Annotated in this window: 17 protein-coding genes, 1 other RNA gene and 1 pseudogene; 13 read left to right on the top strand and 6 right to left on the bottom strand. The window is 50.7% G+C overall.

The genetic code is table 11. The annotated features are described in order from the left end of the window. Positions 1-78: 78 nt before the first annotated feature. The 3 genes from FMM01_RS04525 (at position 79) to FMM01_RS04515 (ending at position 6,107) form a co-directional block, all read left to right on the top strand. Entirely contained in the window at positions 79-1,284 is a 1,206-nt protein-coding gene (locus FMM01_RS04525) for an RNA-guided endonuclease InsQ/TnpB family protein (protein WP_146993700.1), read from the top strand. Between the two features lie 54 nt (positions 1,285-1,338). Continuing rightward, a complete protein-coding gene (locus FMM01_RS04520; RefSeq protein ID WP_150391774.1) occupies positions 1,339-4,539 on the top strand; it encodes a BspA family leucine-rich repeat surface protein in 3,201 nt (1,066 codons plus the stop codon). 275 nt (positions 4,540-4,814) lie between these two features. Beyond that, the gene (locus tag FMM01_RS04515) at positions 4,815-6,107 is read left to right on the top strand and encodes an alpha-L-fucosidase (protein WP_150391773.1); all 1,293 of its coding nucleotides are present in this window, start codon (positions 4,815-4,817) and stop codon (positions 6,105-6,107) included. Between the two features lie 233 nt (positions 6,108-6,340). Here the strand turns inward: FMM01_RS04515 and FMM01_RS04510 are convergent, their stop codons facing one another. From FMM01_RS04510 to FMM01_RS04495, 4 genes are all read right to left on the bottom strand, one after another. Then, positions 6,341-7,171 (bottom strand): phosphoenolpyruvate hydrolase family protein, encoded by an 831-nt coding sequence (locus tag FMM01_RS04510; protein WP_150391772.1) that lies wholly within the window; start codon positions 7,169-7,171, stop codon positions 6,341-6,343. Then, entirely contained in the window at positions 7,171-8,409 is a 1,239-nt protein-coding gene (locus FMM01_RS04505; RefSeq protein ID WP_150391771.1) for a Tm-1-like ATP-binding domain-containing protein, read from the bottom strand. The genes FMM01_RS04510 and FMM01_RS04505 overlap by 1 nt, the downstream gene beginning before the upstream one ends. A gap of 65 nt (positions 8,410-8,474) precedes the next feature. Beyond that, positions 8,475-9,695 (bottom strand): phosphoenolpyruvate hydrolase family protein, encoded by a 1,221-nt coding sequence (locus tag FMM01_RS04500; RefSeq protein ID WP_223850000.1) that lies wholly within the window; start codon positions 9,693-9,695, stop codon positions 8,475-8,477. 117 nt (positions 9,696-9,812) lie between these two features. After that, positions 9,813-10,970 carry a glycerate kinase family protein gene (locus FMM01_RS04495; protein WP_150391770.1) on the bottom strand — a complete coding sequence of 386 codons (1,158 nt, stop codon included), beginning with the start codon at positions 10,968-10,970 and terminating at the stop codon, positions 9,813-9,815. 511 nt (positions 10,971-11,481) lie between these two features. Between FMM01_RS04495 and FMM01_RS04490 the strand changes: the two genes are divergently transcribed. From FMM01_RS04490 to FMM01_RS04475, 4 genes are all read left to right on the top strand, one after another. Further along, the gene (locus FMM01_RS04490; protein WP_150391769.1) at positions 11,482-11,778 is read left to right on the top strand and encodes a hypothetical protein; all 297 of its coding nucleotides are present in this window, start codon (positions 11,482-11,484) and stop codon (positions 11,776-11,778) included. A 99-nt stretch (positions 11,779-11,877) separates the two neighbouring features. Then, positions 11,878-14,028 (top strand): glycoside hydrolase family 65 protein, encoded by a 2,151-nt coding sequence (locus FMM01_RS04485; RefSeq protein ID WP_150391768.1) that lies wholly within the window; start codon positions 11,878-11,880, stop codon positions 14,026-14,028. Between the two features lie 332 nt (positions 14,029-14,360). Further along, a complete protein-coding gene (locus tag FMM01_RS04480; protein WP_150391767.1) occupies positions 14,361-16,604 on the top strand; it encodes an alpha-galactosidase in 2,244 nt (747 codons plus the stop codon). An 11-nt stretch (positions 16,605-16,615) separates the two neighbouring features. Continuing rightward, a complete protein-coding gene (locus FMM01_RS04475) occupies positions 16,616-17,806 on the top strand; it encodes an MFS transporter (protein WP_146993707.1) in 1,191 nt (396 codons plus the stop codon). Positions 17,807-17,911: 105 nt separating this feature from the next. Here the strand turns inward: FMM01_RS04475 and FMM01_RS04470 are convergent, their stop codons facing one another. Both FMM01_RS04470 and recU read right to left on the bottom strand, forming a co-directional pair. Then, on the bottom strand, positions 17,912-20,227 hold the full coding sequence (locus tag FMM01_RS04470) for a PBP1A family penicillin-binding protein (protein WP_150391766.1): 2,316 nt from the start codon (positions 20,225-20,227) through the stop codon (positions 17,912-17,914). A 16-nt stretch (positions 20,228-20,243) separates the two neighbouring features. After that, positions 20,244-20,870, bottom strand: a complete 627-nt coding sequence (gene recU, locus FMM01_RS04465) for a Holliday junction resolvase RecU (RefSeq protein WP_150391765.1) — start codon at positions 20,868-20,870, stop codon at positions 20,244-20,246. Between the two features lie 72 nt (positions 20,871-20,942). On the opposite strand from recU, the gene FMM01_RS04460 reads away from it, so the two are divergent. The 6 genes and pseudogenes from FMM01_RS04460 (at position 20,943) to FMM01_RS04435 (ending at position 26,185) form a co-directional block, all read left to right on the top strand. After that, positions 20,943-21,512, top strand: a complete 570-nt coding sequence (locus FMM01_RS04460) for an SLOG family protein (RefSeq protein WP_027827462.1) — start codon at positions 20,943-20,945, stop codon at positions 21,510-21,512. Between the two features lie 174 nt (positions 21,513-21,686). Further along, positions 21,687-22,007, top strand: a pseudogene (gene gpsB / locus FMM01_RS16420) (cell division regulator GpsB); the annotation flags it as partial. 462 nt (positions 22,008-22,469) lie between these two features. Further along, an RNA gene (rnpB, locus tag FMM01_RS04450) (RNase P RNA component class B) lies at positions 22,470-22,827 on the top strand. Between the two features lie 316 nt (positions 22,828-23,143). Beyond that, positions 23,144-24,328: a THUMP domain-containing class I SAM-dependent RNA methyltransferase gene (locus FMM01_RS04445; protein WP_146993711.1), complete on the top strand. Its 1,185-nt coding sequence runs from the start codon at positions 23,144-23,146 to the stop codon at positions 24,326-24,328. Between the two features lie 108 nt (positions 24,329-24,436). After that, positions 24,437-24,670 (top strand): hypothetical protein, encoded by a 234-nt coding sequence (locus FMM01_RS04440; RefSeq protein ID WP_027827461.1) that lies wholly within the window; start codon positions 24,437-24,439, stop codon positions 24,668-24,670. A 144-nt stretch (positions 24,671-24,814) separates the two neighbouring features. Next, positions 24,815-26,185, top strand: a complete 1,371-nt coding sequence (locus FMM01_RS04435) for an IS4 family transposase (RefSeq protein WP_150391763.1) — start codon at positions 24,815-24,817, stop codon at positions 26,183-26,185. The last annotated feature ends 78 nt before the right edge of the window (positions 26,186-26,263 follow it).

Here is a 26,263-nt window from a genome sequence, read left to right as displayed (position 1 = left end):
TGATACCAATTGGTGAGCACAAAAGACGACAAACGTACATTCGATTCAGTATCCTTGGATTATGAGGAGGTGAATCGAATGCCAATCAAAACTCACAAAATCCGGCTTTACCCCAACGCCGAGATGGTCGCGGTCATCACTGAACTGATGGATTACAACCGTTTCTGCTGGAACAAAGGGCTAGAGGCTTGGAACACCATGTACACTGAATCGCTGCTCATGAAGAACAAGAAACTGCGCCCCAGTGGACGTAAAGTGCGCAACGAACTGGTGAAGAGCAAAGCCGACTGGCAACATCAGTTGTCCTCTCGTGTGCTCCAAACTGCGGTTCATCGGCTGCAACAAGCCTGGAAAAATTTCTTCAATCCCAAAATGCCGGATGCGCACAAACCCAAATTTCACAGCAAGCGGGATCCTAAACAAAGCTTTACAACCGATCGGGGGACAGTAAGCGGCAAGTTTCTGACTCTGGATCAACCGCATGAGACGACTCACCGCTTCACCAAGATCAAGATGGCCGAGACTCTGCGGTTTACTGGCGAGATCAAAACCGTGACGATAACCAAGCGCGGTAACAAGTTCTATGCCAGTATCACTGTTTCAGTTGAGGACCTGCCCCGGCCGGTCTTTACCAACAGTTGGGACATCGTCGCGGTCGACGTGAACGTGGGCCACTTTAGTTGGAATGGCGGCGAAGTGAACACCTTCACCCCCAGGATGGCGGCCCTGCACCAGCGGATCAAAGTTTACCAAAAGCAGCTGAATCGGAAGCGGCGGGATAATCCTCATCACTTCCGGTCCAAGAATTATCAACGGTTGAAGGCTAAACTGAACCGTACTTATGAGCAGGTCTACGCTTTACAGGATGACTTGATTCATCAGTTCAGCCATCAAATCATCCGGGATTACGCCTCTCCTTGTTTGGAGGATCTCAACGTTCGGGCCATGATGATGGATAAGAAAAAGGTCAAAAGTCTGCAGCGCAGTCTTTTCCGCCGGTTCCGCACAGCGGTCGAATACAAAGCAGCTTGGCATCATCGCCGTCTAGTGCTCGCGGACCGTTTCTATCCGTCGACCCAGCGTTGCTCCAACTGCGGTTATGTCAAAACCGCAGAAAGCTACGGCGGCAAGATGACCCTCCAAGGCGACAGCATTTATCACCAGCATGACGTGTATCGCTGTTATGAATGCGGTCTGGTCATCAACCGGGATGAAAATGCGGTCCAGAATTTAATTGCATACGCGGCGGGGCTTCCGCCAGAATGGGCAACCATTCAGAGATGATTTTCCAGTCGGTCACTGTCCCAGCTGGCTTGTTCAGCTGGGGGAATATCGGTTATGACGAAATCGATTAAACACTGTCCTCTTCATGGTCTAAATCTGAAGCAACACTATAGACCAGATGTGTATGCATTTGAGGACATTTTAGAAAGCAGTCTCCTCGTCTTTCTATCGGTCATTTTTTTAAAAGCAGCGGTCGTTTATGCTGATAATGATTTTGGCAAGCCGGCTGCGCCGCTGTTTAACCAAGACCCAGCCGTATTGCCGGCACCGCGTACACTGCCGCTCGGGATGACGATCTCGCAGCAGATTGCTGCAACGCCGATGCAGCCAGCCGTCAGACCAGTACTGCTGGCTGATGCCGCCGATACGAGCTGGTGGAATATCTCGGCGGACGGGACATTGACGATTGGCGGCAGCCATAATTTGAGCGAACTGGATACCCAAACGCCCAATTGGCAGCAATGGCCTTGGTACAGTCAACGGACAGCGATTAAGAAAGTCGTTATTGAACCGGGCGTGACCGCTACCCAAACCCTTGGCTTCTTGTTTGAAGGCTGTACTCAGCTGACTGATGTTCAAGGATTAGGCAATATTAAAGTCAAAACCGACAATTGGAACACTGCGGCAGTCAACACCATGTATGGTATGTTTCTCAATTGCAGCGCCTTGAAGTCGATTGATTTAACCGGTCTGGTGACGACCAGTGTGACTAATTTTGGGCATATGTTTGCTGGGTGCAGTGCGTTAACTAGTTTAGATCTCAGCACTTTCAACACCAGCAGTGCAATTGATATGTCGTCCATGTTTTCAGAATGCAGCGCGTTAACCAAGCTCAACGTAGGATCTTTCGATACGGGCCAAGTGAGGAACATGGATTCAATGTTTAATCAGTGCACCGTGTTAACCAATCTAGACCTCAGCGCCTTCGATGTTCGTCAGGTGACCACAATGGCGACGATGTTTAGATATTGCAAGGCCTTGAAGCAGCTGACATTGAGCGGCAAGTTCGTAACCAGCAATGTGACCACCATGTTTGGTATGTTCCTCGGTTGCCAAGCACTGACGCAGCTGGATTTAAGCAGTTTCGATACGAGCAAAGTCACCAGCATGCAGCAAATGTTCAATACCTGTTCCAGTCTGACTGCACTTGATCTCAGCAGCTTCAATACGAGCAATGTCACGGACATGGCCTATATGTTCAATGCCTGCAACGGACTAACCCAGCTCAACATCAGCAGTTTCCGTACCGGCAAAGTGAAATATATGCAGTTCATGTTTTACGTTTGCAGCAGCTTGCCCAACCTAGATGTGACCAATTTCGACACCAGTAACGTCCTTGATATGAGTTATATGTTCGCTTCGGATCTCAAACTCAACGCACTGGATCTGACCAGCTTTGACACCAGCAAGGTCACGACCATGTACTGGCTGTTTTATGGCGACAGCGGGCTGAAAGCCATTACTTTCACCCCGACCAAGTTCAATACCGGCAATGTGACGAATATGGTCGGTATGTTTGGCGGATGCAGCAGTTTAACTGCTCTGGACGTGAGCCACTTTGATACGGCGAAAACGAAGGCCATGAACCAGATGTTTTGGAACTGTGCCAAGCTGACGACCCTTGATCTGAGTCATTTCAATACCAGCCAAGTGACCGATATGAGCTGGATGTTTTACCAATGCGCATCGCTCACGAAGCTTGATTTACGCAGCTTTGACACGCGTAAAGTCGGTACGATGTGGATCATGTTTGCCGCCTGTCCGGCACTGACCAGCCTCGACGTCAGCAGTTTTAATACGAGTGCCTGCCGAAGTTTTGCCAGCATGTTCATTGGCGACAGCAAGCTGACAACATTGGATTTGAGCGGCTTTGATACGCGCAACTATGATCAAAGTGTCCTGGGTAATTTAGGCAAAGATGCCTTCAACGGATGTACCAGTTTATGGCGCCTGTCAGTTGGTGATAAAACAACGCTGGTTAATAGCAGTCTGCCGGGGCATACCGTAGGCGCCATCACTCAGAATGATCCGACGTACAAAGCGGCCGCGGGCTGGCAAGAGCTGGGCGTAGCTGCCGATCCCCTTGAGGCCGCCGGTGCTCAGTTCAGTAATTCCACCGCTCTGGCGACCGAGCTGGCCACGGCCCGGGTGGGCACAGTCAACCCCGCCACCGGCAAGCCGGTTTGGACTTACGTTTGGCAACCGCAGCGGTGGTGGACCATTAATGGCGACACATTGACGATCAATGCCCATACCTTAAATTTTGCGACGGATAAATACTCGACCGAGACCTGGCCGTGGTATAGCCAGCGCAGTGCGATCAAACATGTTGTGCTGGCCACCAGCGGATTGAATGCGCAGGGGGCAGTCAACGGACTGTTCAAAGGGCTAAGCAAGACTGTTGACATTGCCAATCTGAAGCAGCTCGACCTGAGCCGGGCCACCGACATCAGTGATATGTTCAATGGCTGTGCCGCATTGACTAATCTTGATCTGAGTACTCTGGATACGCGGCAGGTGACCAACGAAACCGGCATGTTCACTGGGACCACGACTCTTTGGCTCCTGGTTCTAGGGCCGAACTTCAAGACGACCACCGATGTCCTCGGGCTGGGCGGACCAGTGCCAAACACCGTCATTACCCGGACCGACACTGCCAGTCAAGCCCATTCGTATATCGTTCAGTCCACGGACACCGCCTGGCAGGCACTGGGAACCACCGGAACTATTCTTGCCCCCGCGGGTACCACGTATACGCCTGCAGATCTCATCAAACTGTACAATAACAGCACCCGGCCGACAACCATTCAGACTTATGTGTGGCAACAGACCAGCTCTGGTACGATTGCCCTGACAATCAGCGGCAGTTTCGATTACGGCAAGCATTTTCAACCGCAATTCAGCGGGTTGAACGCAAAAAATGCCGAACCGTTTACGATCAATGTGACTGACTCCCGCGCAGATCGAGCCAATATGCCATGGCATATTGATGTCCTTGGTTCTGATTTTGTCAGCGACGATGACGCACAGGTCAAAGTCTCGACCAATCCCTGGCGCTTCAACTCAGGCAGTGGGGCGATGCAATCGATCGCGACGCCGTACACGATCTGGCAAAACACCAGCAATGGGACGGATACGGCATATATCAAGACTTGGGCAGCGAATCCCTTTGAATTGGATTTCGCGCCTGGGAGTGTACCGATTATTGGTAAGTATCATGCCACGGTTACTTTTACGTTGACTAACGGGCTGTAAAATACACATTAGGCAATATCTGCTCTCTGATGGGCAAACAGAACTCAAATTGTTGGTGATTCTGTCTGTCCATCAGTTTTTGTGCAAAAATGCTGATTAATAATTTCTGACTGATTGTTTTTGAATCTTTATGAAGAAAGATGATTGATCTCTCTGACGAGTTACCAATTATCTTGAAGAACTTCTGCGAAATAATGAAAGACGTTACACTAGACGTGGTTCATTGTTAAAAATAGAAGGATGGCAGCAGATGCGATACTGAGAGGAGACAATATATGAATTCCAAGAAGACAAAGTGGTACGAAGACAGCCGGTTTGGCATGTTCATCCACTGGGGGCTCTATTCGTTAATCGGTGTGGACGAGTGGATCAAGAGCATCAACCATATGTCCGATGAAGATTATGACCGCCTGGTCGGCAAATTTACGGCAGATCAATTCGATGCCGATGAATGGGCTGCCGCAGCTAAGCAGGCCGGGATGAAATACGCCGTATTCACAGCAAAGCATCACGACGGCTTCTGTATGTACGACAGCCAACTGACCGACTACAAGTCCACCAATTCGCCGGCGGGACGCGATTTTGTCCGTGAGTTCCTTGATGCCTTCCGAAAAGCGGGGATCAAAGTTGGCCTGTATTACTCCCTGTTGGATTGGCATCACCCAGACTATCCGCATTATGGCGATATCAACCATCCGCAACGGAATAATCCAGCAGCCAAGGGGGTCGAACGGGACTTTCAACGCTATCTGGACTACATGCACGGCCAAATCAAAGAGCTGCTGACCAATTACGGCCAACTGGATATCATGTGGTTTGACTTTTCTTATCCTAAAATGGCCGGTGAGACGTGGCAGCCGCAGAAGATTATGGATATGATTCATCAGTATCAGCCGCAAATGCTGATCGACAATCGGATGGAGGGGAGCGGGGCGAATTATGGTACGATTTTGTCGGCCCATCCCTCGAATTATGCCGGTGACTTCGCTTCACCAGAGCAAATGATCCCGCCTAAGCCGATCGTTAACGAACTGGGTGAACCGGTACCCTGGGAAGCCTGCATCACCATGAACAAGCATTGGGGCTACAATGCGACCGATGACCAGTTCAAATCAACATCGCTAATCATTCATACCCTTGTGGAGTGTGTCAGCAAGGGCGGCAATTTGATCCTGAATGTTGGACCGACGCCGCTGGGCACATTCAGTGCGCCGACCAAAAAGCTGCTCGCTGAAATCGGCGAATGGATGGCCGTCAACGGTGAGAGTGTCTACGGCTGTACCACTGCGGAATTAGCAAAACCTGAGTGGGGGCGGTATACCCAGAAGGGCAATACGCTTTACGCCCACATTCAGGAGGAATCAATCAGCGCATTCCCGATTGCGGTGCCCAAGGAGCGGATCAAACAAATGACGCTGCTGATTGATGGAATTGAAGTCAAAGCAACCGATTACTGGACATTATCTGCGTTCAAAGAGTATAGTTACATTTTCTTGCATCAAGACGTCACGATTGGGTATCCGTTGCCGGATCCAAAGGACACGGTGGTCCGTATTGAGCTGACGTAGCAATTCAATCGTAAAAATCAGGTCAGTCCACTAGAGGATTCGACCTGATTTTTGATTCGGCACAAAAAAGCCTCGTCAAGGTGGTTTATGTCTTGGCGGGGCTGATGGTTGGTTGCGAATAGTCTGCCGGAGTGGGACAGACGGAAAATAGGAGACTGTTGGCGAGGGGCCAACGATTTGCTTGACTTGACGATCTTGGGGGAGGGCGAAGGGATGGGAGATATCCAGAAAAATTACTTCGTAATGTGCTTGAAGGCTTCCGTCTGAGCCTTAATACTAATCTCCGCGGCGAGCCGTTCAATGCTGGAGGCCCCGAAGAATCCGTCAATGCCGTTTACCCGCTGGATGACGTACTGGGCATCCTTGGGTTCAGCGATTGGTCCGCCGTGACAGATTACCATCACATCAGGGTTCACAGCCCGGCCGGCATCAAGAATATCTTGGACCTTCTTGACGCAGTCATCCAGCGTCAAGGCCGTTTTCGCCCCAATGGCGCCCTTGGTAGTCAGTCCCATGTGGGCGACCAGGATATCGGCACCGGCCTTAGCCATGGCGGTGGCTTGTTCTGGATTAAAGACGTAAGGTGTAGTCAGCATATCCAAGTCGTGGGCTTTACGAATCATGTCAACTTCCAAGTCATAACCCATGCCGGTCTCTTCCAGATTTTTACGGAAGGTACCATCAATCAAGCCAACGGTCGGGAAGTTCTGGACACCATTAAAGCCTTGATCCTTCAATCCTTTGAGGTATACGTCCATGATCCGGAAGGGGTCAGTCCCGTTGACACCGGCCAGGACTGGGGTATGCTTGACGACCGGGATAACTTCGCGACCCATTTCTTCCACAATCGCATTGGCATCGCCATAAGCCAGCAGACCAGCGAGAGAGCCGCGGCCAGCCATCCGATATCGGCCCGAATTGTAGATAACGAAAACATCGGCGCCGCCGGCTTCGCTGCTTTTTGCTGTAATCCCGGTACCGGCACCGACGCCGATCAGGAATTCTCCATGGCTTCTTTTTTCCTTGAAATCAGCAATGATTTGTTTTCGAGTACGCTTATCCATTATGCAGTAACCTCTTTCTTTGTTTTATCTTGTTTGGCCTTGATCAGGGCCAATAATTCATCGTCAGCCACCTGCGTAAACTCTGGATCATTAATGTTCATATCCAGTTCAATAACCTTAACGCAGTCGTTAGCCAGCGTGTCCTTAAACGCCTTGAACAAGGCTGCGTCTTCTTCCGGTCCAAAGAATGGCTGACCCGCCGCATCAATCTTCGAAATCCCTTTCAATGGGATCATCACGGTCACCGGCGCCGTGGCTTTGTTCACTTTACGAGCAATTTCCTGCCCAAGCTGAACATTTTCGGCCACAGTGGTCCGCATCAAAGTCGTTGTCGGATTATGTTTAAAGAAATTTCGATCCTTAAATTGCGCCGGCACTGAATCATACGGACCAAAGTTGACCATGTCCAGTGCCCCAAACGAAATTACCTGAGGAATCTGCGCGGCGATGCCAGCTTCTAAGCGATGCGGCCCAGCAGAAAGGACACCACCCACCAAGTTGTCGGCCATCTCGGTTGTTGTCAAATCTAGGATACCGGTGAAGTAACCACCCTTGATCAAATGCTCCATAGTCCGCCCACCAGTACCAGTAGCGTGGAAGACCAGTGTTTCATAACCTTTTTGATCCAACAGTTCTCGGGCATGATCGACAGCCGGGGTAGTCACACCGAACATGGTTGCGCCAACCAAAGGCCGAACATCGACATCCTGGACAAAGTGAGCATTCACCATACCGGAAATCGCAGCGGCTGCGTTGTCATAAATCACTTTGGATAATTTGTTCAAACCGGAAACATCGACAATTGATGGCATCATCATGATGTCGCTGGTCCCAACATAAAAACTAGTATCACCGGAAGCCACGGTGGACACCATAATCTTAGGCACTCCGATTGGCAACTCACGCATTCCTGGAGTAACCAGAGATGTGCCGCCAGAACCGCCAAAGGAAAGGATCCCATCGAAGCGATGCGCCTGATACAATTTTGGCAGTATCTTGGCAAATTCCTGACTCAAAGTGGCGGTGGCCTCACCCCGATCCGCATCACGGATGGACTGGATAGAAACACCCATTGCATCCGCCAAAACGGACGAATCAACATCGGGTACAAAGAACGGCTGATACACACCGGTGTGAATGGTGAAAACTTGATTACCTAACGATTCCAGAATTTGTTTGACATATGCAAACTCTCGACCTTTAGTATCGAACGTGCCGGCTAGTGCGACTGTTCCCACGATTGCTTACCTCCTTCTGAAGCTTACAAATTCAGTCTACGAGGTAAGCCCTTACTTGAAAAGGTTTACATGTTTGTATCGGTAGTGTCTATGTTAGAAGATTGAATTTGATATTTTTTAGGGGAAATGCCGAAATATACCCGGAAGACTTTATTGAACTGGGCATAATCCGAATAACCGACCAGTTGAGCGATTTCCTTCAGTGGCAAAGATGTCGATTTAATGAGCTCTACTGCCTTATTGAGTCGAAACCGAATGAGGTAAGTCGTGAAGGATACTCCGGCTTTCTTTTTAAATAGGGTACTCAGGTATGAAGCAGACATATGCAGCATATCAGCTAATTCTCCGATATAAACCGGCGCAGCATAATTTTCATCAATATAGCGCTTGATAAAGTCGGTAGGGGTGTAATAGTTTTGCGCGCCCTCCAGAATTTGAACAGTGAGGGTATCACTGGCCGTTGTTTCTGCCGATTTGAAAGCACGCATTTGTTCACTGATTGTTTGCTCTGGAATCAATCGTTTAAAGGTCGACCCGCCAATATAACCTTGAATCGCTGGAACACGATTGTACAAATAGCGTACTTCGGTGAGATCATTGATAATACCGCCGTAAATCATCAGGAAGCTGTGACTGTCGGCCGCTTTCAGGGCCTGGCAGATTTCATTGACCCGTTTGATCATACTGGTAAAACTGCGCACTCGCCTGGCGCCTAACAAACCGCCTTCTGTCAGACCGAGGTGAATACAAATAATATCTGTTGGAATTTGAGCAGCGAGGATGCCTTCATCAGGCGTTGTGACAAATGCCGCCGTACACAACTTACGTTCATGGGCCGCTTTGATTAAAACCATTTCCTGCGCAAAGGTTGCACCTTCCTCAGTCAAAGCCTCTCGAAATTGGCCGTCAATCAAGGTAACAGTTGGGTAGTTCACCACACCGACAATGGGCAGCTGCTGGAGCAGCGTCAGCAACTGCTCGGGTGATTGCGTCGGGTCGGTGGCGTTGAGGCCGACAAAAGTCGGGAAGCCATTAACGATTGGCAGAATTTCTTGGCGGACAATGGTCATGATCTGCTGATTGCTGTTGGTGAAGGCAAGGTAACCACCGAGGGAACTGCGGCCCATCTGACGAAATTTACCGGAATTCAGGACCATCACAAAATCAGCGCCAGAATTCTTTGCGTGTAAGGCGTTCATCCCCGTGGCGGTACTCACGCCAAGCAGATGATTTCCTTGGCGGATCTGTTGATGCAGGGCGTTCAAAAATTTGCTTTGAATCGTCAAGTTGGTGTCTTCCTTTCACTGCTCCTGTTCGTATTATCCCACAGAAGAAATGGGAAATGGGAACTAGAAACCAGCAGTCACCTGAGAATTGTTAACTACGGGTCAACCCCAGCATCCTCAATTTTGTTTACTGCGCTGTATCGCCGCAATCAGCCGGCCAATGTTCTCAGAGACTAGTTCAATATCTGATGCGGCGTCTGCGATTGCTTTTGCCAACGATTTAGCCGCCGTTGCCGTCGGAAAAATCGCATCAATGGCGTCTGGTCGATATAGAATGCTGAGACCGTCTCCAATATTACCGGAAAGGACGATCACTGGCGCCGTTGGGGCAACTGATTTAGCGGCGAGTGCCACACCAAAGGGAGTTTTGCCGTACTGAGTCTGGGAGTCGATGCCGCCTTCACCGGTAAAGACAAAATCAGCGTCTTGGACCCGTTCCTTCAAATGGGTGTATTCAATCACGAGGTCAATGCCTTTTTTCATTTGTGAGTTAGTAAAGGCCATCAATCCTGCTCCAAGTCCGCCAGCGGCACCAGCCCCGGGTGCATGGGCAATGTTTTTTCCCAGATCGTGCTTGATTATGGCCGCATAGCGGACCAGATTAGCGTCCAACCTCTTCACCATTTCTGATGTTGCCCCTTTTTGCGGACCGAAGATAACGGAAGCGCCGGTTTCACCAACCAGAGGATTAGTCACGTCTGAAGCAATCAAAATCTTAGTCTTGGGAATACGGGGATCAACATGGCGGATATCGATGGTTGCCAGGTTATCTAATTGCCCGCCGCCAGGCGCTAACTCATTGCCTTCAATATCCCGCAAATGGACCCCAATCGCTTGGGCCATCCCGGCACCGCCATCATTGGTGGCAGAACCGCCAATACCCAGAATGATTTTCTGAGCGCCATGATTCAGAGCGTCCATGATCAACTCCCCGGTGCCGTATGTTGTGGTAATCATTGGGTTGTGTGTGGCTTCATTGACGTATTGAATGCCGCTGGCTTGGGCCATCTCAATTGCAGCTGTTGTTCCATCGCCCAGCAGACCGTAAGAAGCCATGACTTTATTGCCCAGCGGGCCGGTCACCGAGACGGTAATCATTTCTCCGTGGGTGGCATCCACTAACGATTGAACGGTACCTTCACCGCCATCAGCCATCGGCACTAAATCATACTCTGCCTCTGGGAAAACTCGGCTCAGGCCGGTTTTCATCGCTGTGGCCACTTCGATTGCGGAACAACCGCCTTTGAAGGAATCAGGAGCAAGAACAAATTTCATAATCATTGGGCCTCCTTTTACATATTATGTGTTGATTCTCAATAGAATTACCAGCCACACCAACATTACCAGCCGGCCTGATATTTTCAAAGTGCACGACTGAGTGTTTCAATGACTAAAATGTTGGAAAGTTTGCTGACCGAAAGCGGCGTGCTTCAAGTGGGCAAAACAGTACAGCGGTGGCGGCTATCCGCTTTTGACAGCTGCGGTTAATTTTGGCGACCTTCGACAGCTCCTGCACAATATAAAGTACAAGGGCTCTCTCTTGACACCGCTTACAATGTACTGCTATGCTGGCTACGCCGACTGGATATTAGTCCTTAATCATATCGCGTAAGGAGGTTTTGACTTCATCATTGATTACCCAGGGTAGGGGGTATTTCCTAACTCATTCCTCGGAACAAAACGACGGTTGCGCTGCTTGCATCGTCCTGCGGTACAAAATGCAGAATGGCCCGGCATTGGGGTATCAGGCCTGGGTGTTGGTCGCGCGGAATGGAGAGATGGAAAAATGAGTCAACGAACACGACAAGTACAGGATTATATCGTTAACAAGTTCAAATTTATTCCGGTTTATACTAATATTAAGATTGACCAGAGCAAGATGGATTCGCTCTCCTTAGCAATATACAAGGCCGCCCAATCAGTAAACACCATGAGTGCGTCCACGAGTGCCTGGCCAGTGGGGGCGATTGACACCACCTTTGCGCCGATCACAGAAAAGTTTTTCTCCAATAAGTCGATGACTGGCCAGGAGTTGATGAAAGAAATTTCCGCCGGTTTTGTCTCGACGGCCAAGAGCAAATAAGTAAGTATGTTTTGAGCGTTACAGGCGCCGGAGCGGTCATCGTCCAGGCGCCTATTTTTGAGGACAATACGCTGCACCCAACTACGAGGGGGAAAGAGAATGTTTGATCCATACAAATTACAACTTGACGACTTAAAGAACCGGGATCCCAAATATCTGGAAACTATTTTTTCGATCAGCAACGGTCATTTCGGTTCCCGCGCCACCGATCCGCTCAAGCCGACCCATGACGGCGGTACGGTCATCAACGGCTTTTACGAAAGCAGCCCGATCATTTACGGCGAACAAGCTTACGGCTACGCCAAGAATCATCAAACGATCATTAATCTGCCGGATTTGCGCAGCATCCAGATTGCGGAAGGAGACGGCCAGTTCTTTGCGACTGAGCAGCTGATTAGTCAAACACTGAATCTGAAAACCGGTATCATGACGACGGAGAGTACTCTGACCAGCCCCAGCGGCCATCGGATCCGTTTGGCCCTGCAGGCGATTCTTGGCCAACATCGGCAGCAGGCGGCGGCTTTTCGATACACCTTAACCGCCCTGAACTTTTCCGGACCAGTCCGGATGGCAAAACAACTATGGTTGGATGCGGCGGACACCCAATCCGATGATCCGCGCCTGGCCCGCAGTGTGCAAACCTTGAATTTTACGCACAGTGCCAACGAAAGCGGACAGCAAGTTGTTGTCACTACTGACCGAAGCCAACTCCAGGCGGGGATAAAAATCGACGCGCCCGCGAAATGGGAACTGACCCTCGACGAAAGCATCAGCAGCTCGTTTGACGTTCTGGCAGCAGTCGGACCGATCGTGGATGCGGCAGCTGCGTATCCGGAGCTTGCTCTGCCTGAATCATTTGACATCCTGGCCGAAGATGCCCAAACCTATTGGAACAAGACCTGGGCGAACGGAAATGTGGAAATCAAAGGGGATGACGCGCTTGCCCAGGGTATTCACTACAACCTATTTCAACTGAACTCTTCCGCTGGCCGGGACGGTCTGACGAATATCGCGGCCAAAGGGGTCAGCGGCACCGGCTATGAGGGCCACTACTTTTGGGATACGGAAATGTACATGCTGCCGTATTTCACGTTGACTAATCCGACCATTGCCCGCAATTTGCTGGCGTACCGCTATCATGTGCTGCCAGCGGCTAAAAAGCGGGCGCGCGAACTCGGTGTTGATCACGGTGCTTTATTCGCCTGGCGCACGATCAATGGGGAAGAAGCGAGTGCCTACTATCCTGCCGGCACGGCTCAATATCACATCAACGGCGATATTGCCTATGCCATTGGCCAGTATTTTGCGGCGACGGGAGACTTTGCTTTCATGAGAGACATGGGTTTCGAGATGCTCCTTGAAACAGCAAAGTTCTGGGCGAATTTCGGGTCGTGGTTCACTGTTCATGGAGAAAGCCATTTTGGCTTCTTCGACGTCACCGGACCCGATGAGTACACCGCCATCGTCGACAATAACTTCTACACGAACAAAATCGCCCAGCACAACCTGCAACTCGTGGTGGCCGCGGCCCGGGCGTTTGAAAAAGCCGGCCAAGCGATCCCGCTCGGGGTTACTGAAAGCGATCTGACCGAGTTAGCCCGCATCGCCAAGGGCATCTATCTGCCCGTCGATGACGCCCTCAAGATCCATCCCCAGGACGACAGCTTCCTCAAAAAGCCGCGCTGGCCGTTTGCAACGACGCCGAAGGACAAATACCCGCTGCTGCTGCATTTCCACCCGCTGACCATCTATCGCTATCAGGTCAACAAGCAGGCCGATACGCTGCTGGCGGATTACTTGTTCCCGGACAGCATCAGCGATAGTCAGACCCAACGCGATTATGCATACTATGAGCCTGTAACGACCCATGATTCATCTTTGTCCCGGGCCATCTTCAGTGCTGTCGCCGCACGGCTGGGCATGGCGGACAAAGCTTACGCCTACTTTACCGACACTGCTCGCATGGATCTGGTTGATCTGCAAGGGAACGCCGCCGACGGGCTGCATCTCGCGAACCTTGGCGGCAGCTGGTTGTCGATCATCACCGGGTTTGCCGGCGTGAAATACACCGGCGCACAGTTATCTGTGACCAACCATCTGCCGGAGCAGTGGGAATCGTTAGCTTTCATTATTAACTATCAGGGGCGGGTGCTGAAGTTTACGCTGACCCATGGGACCACAACGGCAAGTTTGGAGTTTGGTGAGCCGATTGACGTGGTGATTGATGGGCATCAGACGGTGGTTTCTTAAAACCAGAATCAGTATTTTCGCCATATGTCAATCATTACAGATCATCCAGCAACAGTATGAATAACTTGTGAAATCGTGTTGAGTTTAACTCCCGCAACTTGTGCAGCGGTAGTAAAACTCAACACGATTTTTGAATGATTCAGATTGCCACGCCATAATGCGTTAATGTGTGAACAGGCATAATTATTGACGGTAATAAATGTTAGCGGTTACACTAGTCACGTCAAAATGTTCCCACCTCGAATGAAAGCTTTATTAACAGCACCGAATACTTGGCTACCGTCTCGGCAATGGTGCAAACCCTTGTCACTCCTAAAGGGAGGTAATTAGAAATGGGGATTTTCGTCACTCCAGATCATCACTTTGAACTCACCACTGATCACACAAGTTATTTGTTTAATGTCTTAGAAAGCGGCGATCTTGGTCATGTGTACTATGGTCCGAAGCTCGCTTGGCCAAATTATGCCAATTTAGAAGCCAATGAGTTTCGGATGGTTATGCCCGTCCTGCGGCCGGACACGCCGGAATTTTCGCTGGATAATTTGAAACAAGAATATCCCAGTTATGGTCATGGCGATTTTCGCTATCCAGCGTATCAAATCACTTACCCTGATGGATCACGCATTTCTGAATTTCAATATGACCATTATGCCATTGTCAGGGGAAAAACGGCCTTGCCGCATTTCCCCTCAGCGTTTAGTGACGGTGACCAAGACGATGTAGAAACTTTGACTGTCTATCTTGAAGATAAAACGGCCAAACTTTCTCTAGCTTTAAATTATAGTGTGTTTCCCCATCAAGACGTCATTGTACGGAGCGCTGCCTTCACAAATACAGGCACTGGTTCAGTTACTTTGGACGCCGCGGGCAGTTTCGCTGTTGATCTGCCCAGCAGCTGCTTCGACTTGTATCAACTATCGGGAGCGTGGGCTCGCGAGCGGCATCTGTATCATCGGCCGCTGACCCGGGGTATTCAGTCCGTCAGCAGCACCCGCAATAGCAGTTCTGCACAACAAAACCCGTTCATCGCCCTCGGATCCAAACAAATTGATGACGCTAATGGTGCTGTATACGGTTTTAGCCTAATCTATAGCGGCAGCTTTTTGGCTCAAGCGGAAGTGGACTATTACGACACAACTCGGGTGACCATGGGTATTAATCCATTTGATTTTGTGTGGCAATTGGCTCCAGAGGAGTCTTTCCAAACACCAGAGGGCATCTTAACGTATTCTGATCAGGGCTGGAATGGCATGAGCGATAACTTCCATCAATTCCTGACCCACCATCTTTTACCCCAACGGTGGGTCAATCAGAATCGTCCAATTCTGATCAACAATTGGGAGGCAACGTACTTCAATTTCAATGAGGAAAAGCTGGTTGCGCTAGGCGAGAAGGCCAAAGCGTTAGGTATTGAACTGCTTGTTTTAGACGATGGCTGGTTTGGCAAGCGTAATGATGCGACGACCTCGCTTGGTGATTGGGAGGCCAACTTGGCTAAGCTGCCCAATGGCTTGGCGGGGTTGAGCAAAAAAATTCATGGTTTGGGCCTGAAATTCGGTTTATGGTTTGAGCCGGAAATGGTTTCCCAGGAAAGCAATCTGTACAAGGCCCACCCAGACTGGGTAATTCACGTCCCTACTCGGCGGATGACACCGTCAAGAAATCAATTTGTCCTGGATTTCTCCCGGACAGAAGTTATTGATTATTTGTACAGGGCAATGAGTCAGGCAATCCAAGAGGCCCAGTTGGATTATATTAAGTGGGATATGAATCGCCATATCACTGAATTATACAGTCTGGCACTGCCGCCAGAACGCGAAAAAGAGCTGGGCTACCGCTATATTCGGGGCGTCTATCAATTGTATGAACGGTTAACTACCGCTTTCCCGGATGTTTTATTTGAATCCTGTGCAAGCGGGGGCGGTCGGTTTGATCCGGGCCTGCTGTACTATGCACCGCAAGCCTGGACCAGCGATGACACAGACGCAATGGAGCGGTTGAAAATTCAGTGGGGGACCTCACTAGTTTACCCGCTAAGTACAATGGGGGCCCATGTGTCAGCCGTGCCCAATCACCAAACTCGCCGGATCACTAGTTTGAAGACACGGGCCGAGGTAGCTTATTTTGGTTTGTTAGGTTATGAGTTGGATATTACCAAACTGAGTTTGGCAGACGAAACAACCATTAAAGATCAGATTCGTTTTTATAAGACCCATCGGACTTTACTGCAGCACGGAAAATTCATCCGACTGGTGAGCCCCTATGCCAATGATGGCAACGTCACCGCTTGGATGGTCATCAGTCCAGACGGAACGGAAGCAATCGCTGCCCGTTATCAAGTCTTAGCCGAACCCAACCCAGATTATCACTGGTTAAAGTTTACCGGGCTTGATCCCCAAGCAGTTTACACGATCAACGGCCAGGGCCAGTATGGCGGGGATGAATTGATGTCCGCCGGGTTGTTTATTCCCCAACTATTCGATATTCGAAAGGCTCGCGATCCAAGTTTTGACCAGAAACACAGCTTTGATTTCTCGTCGGCATTGTTTTTAATTAAAAGAGTTGCACCCCGTTAGGAGGGATTCAAATGACTCGTGCCCGTTCATTACTCACTGAATTTGGTTTGTTATCGATTTCCTTGGTGCTGACCTCCGCTTATGTGATGTCTGTCAGCCTGCCCGCGATGGAAAAGCAATTTACTAATGTCAGCCAATCATCTATCGAACTGCTGGCCACTTTACCCGCATTTTCGGTGATGATCATGGTCTTATTGAGCGGCTTTATCGCTGAAAAAATTGGCAACAAAAACACTACCGCGATTGGTTTGCTAATTGCTGGAACAGCGGGGATCATTCCGGTCTTCACCAATAGTTTTGCGATCATTTTTGCATCTCGTTTATTACTAGGGGTGGGGTTAGGGATGTTTAATTCCTTGGCAGTCAGTATGATTGGTTTCTTGTACAAGGACAAGCAGAAAGCTAATTTGATGGGCTTTCGCAGTGCTTTTGAAAATCTGGGCCAATCATTTCTGCTCTTCATTGCCAGTTATTTGATCTCAATTAACTGGCATGCTACTTTCTGGGTTTATGCCATGGCTTACGTGGTTTTGATTATTTTTTACACTACGGTGCCGGAACCAGAGAATCCAGCCAGCGCGAAGAACCAAGCCAACGGTAAACGGCCCAAGCAGCACATCAATATTAAAGTAGCCGGATTGGCACTCTTTTTCTTCTTTCTCGTGATGATTCACATTGCGATTATTGTTCATTTACCGTTTATCGTCACCGGTTTGAAATATGGCACTGCTGCTAATGCTGGGATGATTACTGGGTCCATGACAATTTTAGGAGTGATTGCGGCTATCCTCTATGGTCAGATTTATAAAGTGATCGGTCATTTTGTCCTACCGATTGGGCTGGCCTTCCTAGCGGTTGGGGTTCTGATCATGGCATTCTCCCGTAGTTTTGCAGTCACGTTGACCGGCGCGTGGATTTTTGGCGTTGCTTACCCTTTGATTGCTGCGCACATGTTCAATAATGTGTCCAAAGTCGCATCGCCTAACTCGGAAACCTTGACGGCGTCAATATTTCTGGTCGGTACAAACTCAGGCGCACTGTTAGCTCCATATGGTATTAAACTGCTCGCTGTGATTACCAATGACACGATTGGGGCTAAGACTTTTGTTTTATTGGGCGGGTTGTTGGCAGTTGCCACTTTAGTTGCTTTTGGCATTTCATTGAGGACAAGTCGTAAGAAAGTAAAGCCCTCGCTAACCTAGCCGTAATCAACAGAAGCCGATCATTTTTCTCGCACCAAGTCCATTTGAACTTGACTACGAGAAAATGATCGGCTTCTTCGCATTATTAGGATATTGATTTTAACTTTACGGCGTTTGTCCGCCGCCTTGATTATTACTGTTACTGCTGCTTTCAGCCGGCGGGGTGGTCGTACCGCCCGTTCCACCGGTATTGGTGCTCGACGAACTGGCCGCGCCGCCCTGACCTTGGTCGGTACCGGTGCCGGTACCGTCTTGTCCTTGATCCGTACCGGTGCCCGTTCCGGGCTGGTTTTCAGTCGTACTGCTGGCGGACGACGATTCTGCCCCCGGACCAGTGCCGGACGATGCGCTGCTGCTGGAACTGTTCTGGGCTGACCCATCTTCAGCGGCGGAACCGTCATTACGCTGGCTTTCCGAACTGGAGGAAGACCCCGGTGTCACAGTGGCCGCTGGTTGGGTCCCGCGGATGTAGAGTTCCTGACCAGAGCGGACGACATCACTGGGTTTCTTCCAATCGGTGTTGGTCTGCTTTTCAGCCAGATAACTCATGATTTGGCGATAGAAGAGGATCGCCGTGTTTTGTTCACTGCCGGCGAGGCCGCGTTTATTAGCCTGATCATATCCTGTCCAAATGGCGACAGAGAAGTGGCGGGTGTAGCCGGCCATCCAAGAATCCCGCACGGTATTATTCAACGCGGAATTATTGGCCAGAGTCGTGCTGTCGTAGTCGGTAGTCCCGGTCTTGCCGGCTTGATAGAGGCCGCTGATATTGGCCGCAGTGGCCGTGCCGCTAGTGAAGACACCCTTGAGCATATCAGTGATCATGTATGCCGTACTGGCCTTCATAGCCTGGCGGTGGGCGGCAGAATACGTATGGTCCACGCCGTCGGCCGTCGTGATTTTATTGACGTACTGCGGTTCGTAATAAGTGCCGCCATTGCTGAAGGCACTGTATGCGGCAGAAAGCTGAAGCGGGGAGACGTCGCTGCCGATACCGACGGATAAACCGGCCGTGCTGGGAATCTTGATGCCTAAACCGCTGGCAAAGGTAGATGCCCGGGATAGACCGACTTTCTCCAGCGTCCGAATTGCCGGCACATTCCGGGATTGGACCAACGCCTGACGCATGGTCATTTGCCCCATGTACTGGCGGTCCCAATCGTACAATTGAATGTCCGTCCCCGGATAGGTGTAGGCGGTATCGGATACCGGTTCGCTAGTTGGCCAATTCAGATATTCAATTGCCGGCCCGTAATCCATGATCGGCTTCATCGTTGAGCCATTGCTCCGGTCCGCGGTGACGGCTCGGTTCAAGGCCAGGCGCACATTGCCGAGTTTCCGTCCGCCAAGCATCGCCACCACCTGGCCGTTGTTCGGATTGGTAATGGCCACCCCGGTTTGCATTAGATTGTTGGTAAATACTCCGCCATCCGCGTTGGCCAAATCATAAAGCTGTTTCTGGACATCATAATCCACATTGGTATAAATCTTCAGATTATCGATATAGGGGTTATACCCCTTGGCCTTGACGTCATCAATGACCTGCTTCAAATACGGGTCCAGCACTAAATCCGTGGTATCGTTACTTTGGTGGCTTTCCTTCGGCTGCAGGCCATCGGTGATGGCCGTAGCCTTCGCCGCGGCGCCTTGCTGGGCAGTGATTTTCTTATTAGTCACCATGGCATTCAGCACCTGATTGCGGCGGTTGGTCGCCTTACTGGGGTCCTTGTATGGATCATAGGACTCCGGCGCCTGGGGCATGCCGGCCAGGGTAGCAGTCTGGGCGATGGACAGCTGGCTCAAGTCCTTATTGAAGTAATATTTCGCCGCGGTGGCCATACCATAAATGCCATTACCCATGTACACTTTGTTAATGTAGAATTCCAGCACCTGATCCTTCGAATAATCCCGGGTTACTTTGAAAGACAGCCAGGCTTCCTGGGCCTTGCGCCGCAACGTCTGATCTGATGCTTTAGTGGAGAAAACGGTCAATTTGACTAACTGCTGGGTAATGGTACTGCCGCCCTGGAGCGAATCGGTGGTCACGTTGTTGACGAAGGCGGAGGCGATTCGCAGGGGATCCACGCCCAGAAATTCCTGGTAGAAACGGCGATCCTCGATGGACACCACGGCATCCTTCAATTGCTGGGGAATCTTATCTCCGGTGACGTAAGTCCGGTTTTGACTGCCCAAGCGGGTGAGCTGCTTGCCATCGGCGCCGTAAATGATGGAGGAGCCGCCGCTTTGCAGATCATCTTGGGTAATGGCCGGGGCGTCCTTCGCGTAGTACGCAAAAAGCGCCGTGCCGGCCAGCAGCACGGTGACCAAAAGAATTGCCAGCCACTTGAAAAAGCGGCGGATCGGATGCCGTTTTTTCGGCTGGTGCTGCCGCCGTAATTCAGGTTGTTCTTTATCACTCATCTAATTTATCGTTCCTTTATTTTTGTGCTTCTGTCCGGGTAATCAGGGCATCCACAGCGTCAAGATAGGGAATTGGCGGGGCAAAGCCGACAGTCAGCTCAAACCCGGCGGCAGCGACTTCTTTGCGCGGAATCGAGTGCCGGCCTTGATACTGGTCCCAGTAAGCCAGCAGCGTCGTCGCCGGAAAGAGATAGACCGTCTCAGGATCCGCAAACTGCATCAGCGTAAAGCAGATGCCGTCTTGGGCCAAGCACCGGCGAAAATGATCGATCTGGTGCTGGTGGTAGTTCTTCAAGGGAAAGGACTGTTTATTCTTGGTTTGTTTGGCTTCGAAGTCCAGATAGTAGCCGCGATACACCCCGTTGTAATCGGTGGTGGAGGGTGTGCGGAAATAGGCTTCTTTGATCACGGCTTGGGAACGGGCGAGATAATCCACATGCACAATTTGCACGGGCGTGGGTTTCTTATACACCACAGCTTGATCATGAACGCGATAATAGTCGTTGCTTTCATTGATCGCGTCCTCCAGCCGCATGCCCCGTTTGCCGAAAATTACATGGTCATTCTCGTTTTTTTTCACCGGCGTCGGAGAATCTTGCGCTGGCGCGAGATATTTCTTACCATTAGGGTACGAGATCGTCATCGATAACACCTGCCTGTGAGCTTATTATACCAAGTCGCGGGCATAATTTGTACAGGAGAAGGGAACGAGAGTTTGGAACGTGTGTGGATCACGGGTTACCGCAGCTATGAACTCGGCGTTTATGGCGCTCAGGACCCGAAACTCAAAGTAATTAAGTATTTATTAGATCGTACCCTGCGCCGGTATGTCGACGACGGCTTGCGCTGGGTGATCACCGGCGGCCAGCTGGGCGTCGAGCAGTGGGCCTTGGAGACCGCACTGGCCATTAAAGCCGACATTGGCTTGCCCAAAGCGGCAATGATGCTGCCATTTGCGGATTTCGGGCAGAAATGGAACGAAGAAAATCAGGGCCATTTGGCGGCCCTGAAAAGTCAGGCGGATTTTTCCGCTAGCGTCACCTCAGCGACCTACCAAAGCTGGCGCCAGTTGCAAGCATACCAGCAGTTCATGCTGGGCCATACCGACGGTGCCATCCTGATTTACGATACGGAGCAAGAGGGCAAGCCGAAATACGATTACGACATTATAACGAAATACCAGGAAACGCGGCCTTATCCGCTGGAATTAATCGATTTTTATACATTGCAGGATGCCGCCAATGAGTATGAGGAGAGCCAGCGGCCGGATCAATGGGACGAATAAGGACATAAGAAATCCCGGTTGCCTTTCTCTCACCCCGGCACTTTGCTATACTGAAAGGGACAACATACTTGCTGTGGGTTTTTTAGTTGAATTACGAGGTGGATAAGAATGGATAATCGGAATAATCAAGCACAAGCCGGGCAGGGCGGGACCAATGCGCCGCAAAACCGGCGGTTGAACCTGACCCCGACGGATATTGTGAATCAAGACTTTGGTCATAAGATGCGCGGTTATGACGTGGAAGAGGTCGACAATTATCTTGATCTCGTCATCAAGGACTACGAAACATATAATGAGCAGATCAAGGCCTTTCAACAGGAAAATAACCGGTTGAAGTCCCGGATCGATGAATTGACGAAACAGATGAATGCCCAGGGCGGTCCGGCTGTGGCCGGTGCCGCTAATCCGGGCAGCAATGTTTCAAATTACGATATTTTGAAGCGGATCTCTAATTTGGAACGGCACGTCTTTGGTGCCAGCAAGGCCAACACCACGCCGAGTATGCCGCGCTCTTATACGGCGCCGCGGTTCTCCGCACCGCAGCCGCAACAGCCGAATCCATCGGCCGCGCCGGCGGGTTATGGTCCGGCACCTAAACCAAGCACGGAACCGTCGTTCGCCAGCGGCAGCCCGTTTCAAGAGTCCAGCCAACCGCGGCCGGCTCAGCAGCAAAGCGGTCAACCGCAGCAGTCCGCGGCGCCCCGCAATGAACCAAATCCCTATCAGGGCGGCGGTACGCAATACCGCAACTACGGTCCGGCGGCCAATAATGGCGGCCAGCCCGCCCCGCAACCGAATAATGCTCCGTACGGCAATCCGCGTCCCAGCAACCCAGCGCCCCAAAACGGACCGGAACAGTCGGCCAATGGCGAAAACAACAACGGCTATCGGCCGCAACAACCCCAGCAGTAAAGCCAGTGGACACCGGCATACCAATGGTGTATGATAATTAATCGTGGTCTTGAGTAATCGCGGTCAAGTTAGCTTGGCTGAGGAAAGTCCATGCCCGCACAGGCTGCGATGCCTGTAGTGTTCGTGCGTCGCCCAATAAGCGGCGGTACGCTTCGGCGTAACGGCAAGACTTAAGCTAAGGGTCCTCGGATCTATGCGGCGGTCTTTGAAAGTGCCACAGTGACGATCCCGTTTGGAAACAGACGGGTTGGAACGGGTAAACCCCGCGAGCGAGTAACCCAAACTTTTTGGTAGGGGCGTCCCATGAGGGAACTGAACTGGACATGGGAGCACTTCGGTGCAGATAGATGATTACTGAAGAGACGGCCGACACCCGTCTTGGAACGGAACATGGCTTATAGAGACCACATGTCAGCGACTGGTTCAGAGCGATCTGCCAGTCGCTTTTTGCATACAGAGAGCGAAAGCGGCCGTTCAGAAGCGTAGGCGTAAGACAAAGCGGGCCGAAAACCCGCCCTTAGGTTTTTGGCCCGCTTTGTCTTACGCCCTAGCTTCTGGCCGCTTGAGCCCGTTTAAGCGGAAGACACCTCTTCGAACCCGTGCCAAGTGCTCCGCACTTGGCACTAGATAGGCTGAAAAACTGGACCTGCCCAATTCAGAAACAAAACATCTATATTATTAAAAACCGATCAACCAGCAGAGGAGAAACACAAAAAAATATGGCAACAAAATACAAATTAATGGCCGCCATGGCCGGCGGTTTCGAAGCCGTCACCGCCCGAGAACTGATGGATATGGGCTACCAGACCCACAACGAAACCGGGCGGGTGGCTTTCGAAGGCACCATGGCTGACGTTTACCGCACCAATCTCTGGCTGCGCAGCGCAGATCGCATCTTGATCGTGCTGAAAGAATTCAAGGCCCTGACTTTTGACGACTTGTTTGAAAGTGTCAAAGCCTTTCCGTGGGAAGATTGGCTGCCGATGACGGCCCATTTCCCGGTCACGGCCAAGGCGGTCAAGTCGAAGCTGCACAGTGAACCTGATATTCAAAGTATCGCCAAAAAGGCCATCGTGGAGCGCTTAAGCACCTATTACCACCGGCGCACGCGGCTGCCCGAAACTGGCTCGACCTACCACATTGATGTGCGGATCACCAAGGATGAGGTTCGGCTCACGCTGGATACCACTGGTGAGAGTCTCTTCAAGCGCGGGTATCGGGCAGAATCCGCCGGGGCTCCGTTGAAGGAAAATTTTGCGGCTGCGTTGGTGCTGTTGACCCGCTGGCACCCGGAAGACATGCCGTTTTTGGACCCGACCTGCGGGAGCGGCACAATTCCCATTGAGGCGGCGTTACTGGCCCGAAATATTGCCCCCGGCATCCAGCGGCACTTTGCCTTCGAAGAATTCCAAGTCTTTGATCCCCAAGAATTTGCGGCCCAAAAAGAACAAGCGGTGGCCGGCCAAAAGAATGATCCGCTGATGATTTTCGGCCAGGATATCGACCAGAACATGGTCGAGCTCTCCCGCACCAACGCCCAGAAGGCAGGGGTACTGCACGACATTCGCTTCAAGCAGCTGGCCGTCAAGGATTTCAAGACCAGTGTGCCCAACGGGGTGATTGTCGCCAACCCGCCATACGGGAAGCGGCTTTCTGATGCGGCTGGCGTCCATGAGCTGTACAAACAAATGGGCGACGTGTTCCGGCCCCTGACCACCTGGAGCAAATACTTCCTGACCAGCGATCTGGCTTTCGAAAATCTGTATGGGGCTAAGGCCACGAAGCGTCGGAAACTTTACAACGGCGCGATGCGGGTCGATTTCTTCCAGTACTGGGGCAAACCGGATTGGAAACAACCCAAGGCTCTGGTCACATCGTTAAGCGACCCGGTAAAGGAAGACTAAAGCCGGGCTGGATTTCCCTATTCTCATCCCTCAGCGTGGTATAATAAAGCTACAGTGATATCGGTTACACCGATGCACTGCAATCGTTTCGAAAGGGTGGATGAGATTATGGCACATCGTCAAGATCTTCAAGAAATTTCTACTATTCTCGACCAGTCGCTGCAAAATGAGGCACCGGTCAAGATCAAGACCATCGACCACCGGACCTTGGGTGGTATCGTGACGGGCTTTGAAAATGGGACTGTGAAGCCCTACTTTGAACGGCGCACCGTCTTCCTTAACACCCGAAAAGGCATGAAACGGATTAAACAATATGCGATTCAGCAGGTCCTTGCTCAATAATTTGTGACTAAACTGAAACTTGAAAGCTGGAAATCACGTTAAACATGCGTGGTTCCTGGCTTTTTTGGCACAAAAATAAGCGCAGACTCTCCTGCGTTGTATACTTGATTCGACCAAAAATCTGATACAGAGGAGAGACGCGCCATGAATATTATAGAACATACACGGACTGAATTGGGACTTAAGAACATCATTCTTCGTTTTTCGTCACTCGTGGGCTTGAGCAAGCTGACAAAAAAGGCGAATTTTAGAAGACGCTCATCAATTTCACTGACCAAGGTGCTGGCATGGCTGATCCAAACCAAGTTTTTGGGCCGTTCCCTTTACCGAGCGATGCCCGATCCGGATTGTACGATTCGGACGGTCCGTAATGATCTGAACGATGGCCGTATCAATTGGCAACGACTGACTTGTCTGGTTGGGGCCGCGATTATTAAACATCTACGACCATACATTGATGCCCGCCGACGATTCGCGTTTATTCTGGATGATACCCTTTTTGCACGGGATTATTCCACCAAGACAGAACTGCTTGCCCGTGTGTTTAACCACGACGATCATGTCTATCAACGCGGATTCCGGGCACTCACTTTGGCTTGGAGCGATGGTAACACCCTGTTACCAGTGGATTATGCGCTGATGTCCTCTAAGAGTGCTGCCCAGCGACTGGGGAGCCCAGCTAAAACTACCAGTGGCCGGTCAATTGCTGGTCAACGCCGTGTTCAAGCCCAAGGCAAAATGAATGACGTCTCGGTAGAACTGCTAACGCAGGCTCTGGCAAATCATATTCCGGCTCACTACGTACTTTTCGACAGTTGGTTCAGTTCACCGCGGATGTTCTATACCTTGAAAACAATGGGGTTAGCCGGTATCGGGATGATCAAGCGCACGAAGAAGATCTACTACCGCTATCGTGGCCGACTTTACTCCGTCAAGGATCTCTACGAACGGTTCTGCGCTTCACGCCGGCAAACGCACACCAATTATCAGTACAGCCCCATCGTCACAGCTTATGTGAACTTGGATGATGGGACGCAAGTAGCGTACCCACTGAAGCTGGTATTTGTGACTAACCGGAAGAATGCCAGTAGTTATCTGGTATTAGCTACGACCCAAACTAATTTGCGTCCTGAAGAAATTATCCAGATGTACGGTCGTCGGTGGCAGATTGAAGGCTATTTCAAAGTAGCCAAGCAGTATCTACGTTTGGACAAGTCCCAGGTTCAAAGCTATGACGGTCTTTGCGGTCATTTGGCCGTCGTGATGATGACGTATGACCTGTTGGCGTGGCAACAGCGGTTAAACGAGGATGAACGCACACTTGGCGATCTGTTTTACGAGATGAATGAAGTCATGCCAGACATTGCAGTAACGCAAGCACTGGCATGGCTTCTGAAGGCACTATCCACACTGGGAGCCACTTTAGTGGGCACGGCAGAGGAAGTAATAAATAACATCGTTGACCATTTTGTCAGTTTTCTTCCGAAGAATCTTGTCAACCTATTGGGAATCTGACAAAAACAAGATCATTCCCGCCGCCATCTCACAATTACCAAGGCATCAGTGCACTTTCGGGCTTTCAAGTTTCAGGAC

It is taken from the genome of Schleiferilactobacillus harbinensis, from assembly GCF_008694105.1.
Classification (GTDB): Bacteria; Bacillota; Bacilli; order Lactobacillales; family Lactobacillaceae; genus Schleiferilactobacillus; species Schleiferilactobacillus harbinensis.
This window is presented reverse-complemented; position numbering and strand designations above follow the sequence as displayed.

What these genes read in the sequence shown, in the direction of transcription:
- FMM01_RS04445 (WP_146993711.1), top strand. Translation starts at nt 23,144, where the DNA reads ATGGCAACAAAATACAAATTAATGGCCGCCATGGCCGGCGGTTTCGAA.
- FMM01_RS04440 (WP_027827461.1), top strand. Translation starts at nt 24,437, where the DNA reads ATGGCACATCGTCAAGATCTTCAAGAAATTTCTACTATTCTCGACCAG.
- FMM01_RS04475 (WP_146993707.1), top strand. Translation starts at nt 16,616, where the DNA reads ATGACTCGTGCCCGTTCATTACTCACTGAATTTGGTTTGTTATCGATT.
- FMM01_RS04525 (WP_146993700.1), top strand. Translation starts at nt 79, where the DNA reads ATGCCAATCAAAACTCACAAAATCCGGCTTTACCCCAACGCCGAGATG.
- FMM01_RS04490 (WP_150391769.1), top strand. Translation starts at nt 11,482, where the DNA reads ATGAGTCAACGAACACGACAAGTACAGGATTATATCGTTAACAAGTTC.
- FMM01_RS04510 (WP_150391772.1), bottom strand. Translation starts at nt 7,171, where the DNA reads ATGGATAAGCGTACTCGAAAACAAATCATTGCTGATTTCAAGGAAAAA.
- FMM01_RS04520 (WP_150391774.1), top strand. Translation starts at nt 1,339, where the DNA reads ATGACGAAATCGATTAAACACTGTCCTCTTCATGGTCTAAATCTGAAG.
- FMM01_RS04495 (WP_150391770.1), bottom strand. Translation starts at nt 10,970, where the DNA reads ATGAAATTTGTTCTTGCTCCTGATTCCTTCAAAGGCGGTTGTTCCGCA.
- FMM01_RS04515 (WP_150391773.1), top strand. Translation starts at nt 4,815, where the DNA reads ATGAATTCCAAGAAGACAAAGTGGTACGAAGACAGCCGGTTTGGCATG.
- FMM01_RS04480 (WP_150391767.1), top strand. Translation starts at nt 14,361, where the DNA reads ATGGGGATTTTCGTCACTCCAGATCATCACTTTGAACTCACCACTGAT.
- FMM01_RS04470 (WP_150391766.1), bottom strand. Translation starts at nt 20,227, where the DNA reads ATGAGTGATAAAGAACAACCTGAATTACGGCGGCAGCACCAGCCGAAA.
- recU (WP_150391765.1), bottom strand. Translation starts at nt 20,870, where the DNA reads ATGACGATCTCGTACCCTAATGGTAAGAAATATCTCGCGCCAGCGCAA.
- FMM01_RS04485 (WP_150391768.1), top strand. Translation starts at nt 11,878, where the DNA reads ATGTTTGATCCATACAAATTACAACTTGACGACTTAAAGAACCGGGAT.
- FMM01_RS04435 (WP_150391763.1), top strand. Translation starts at nt 24,815, where the DNA reads ATGAATATTATAGAACATACACGGACTGAATTGGGACTTAAGAACATC.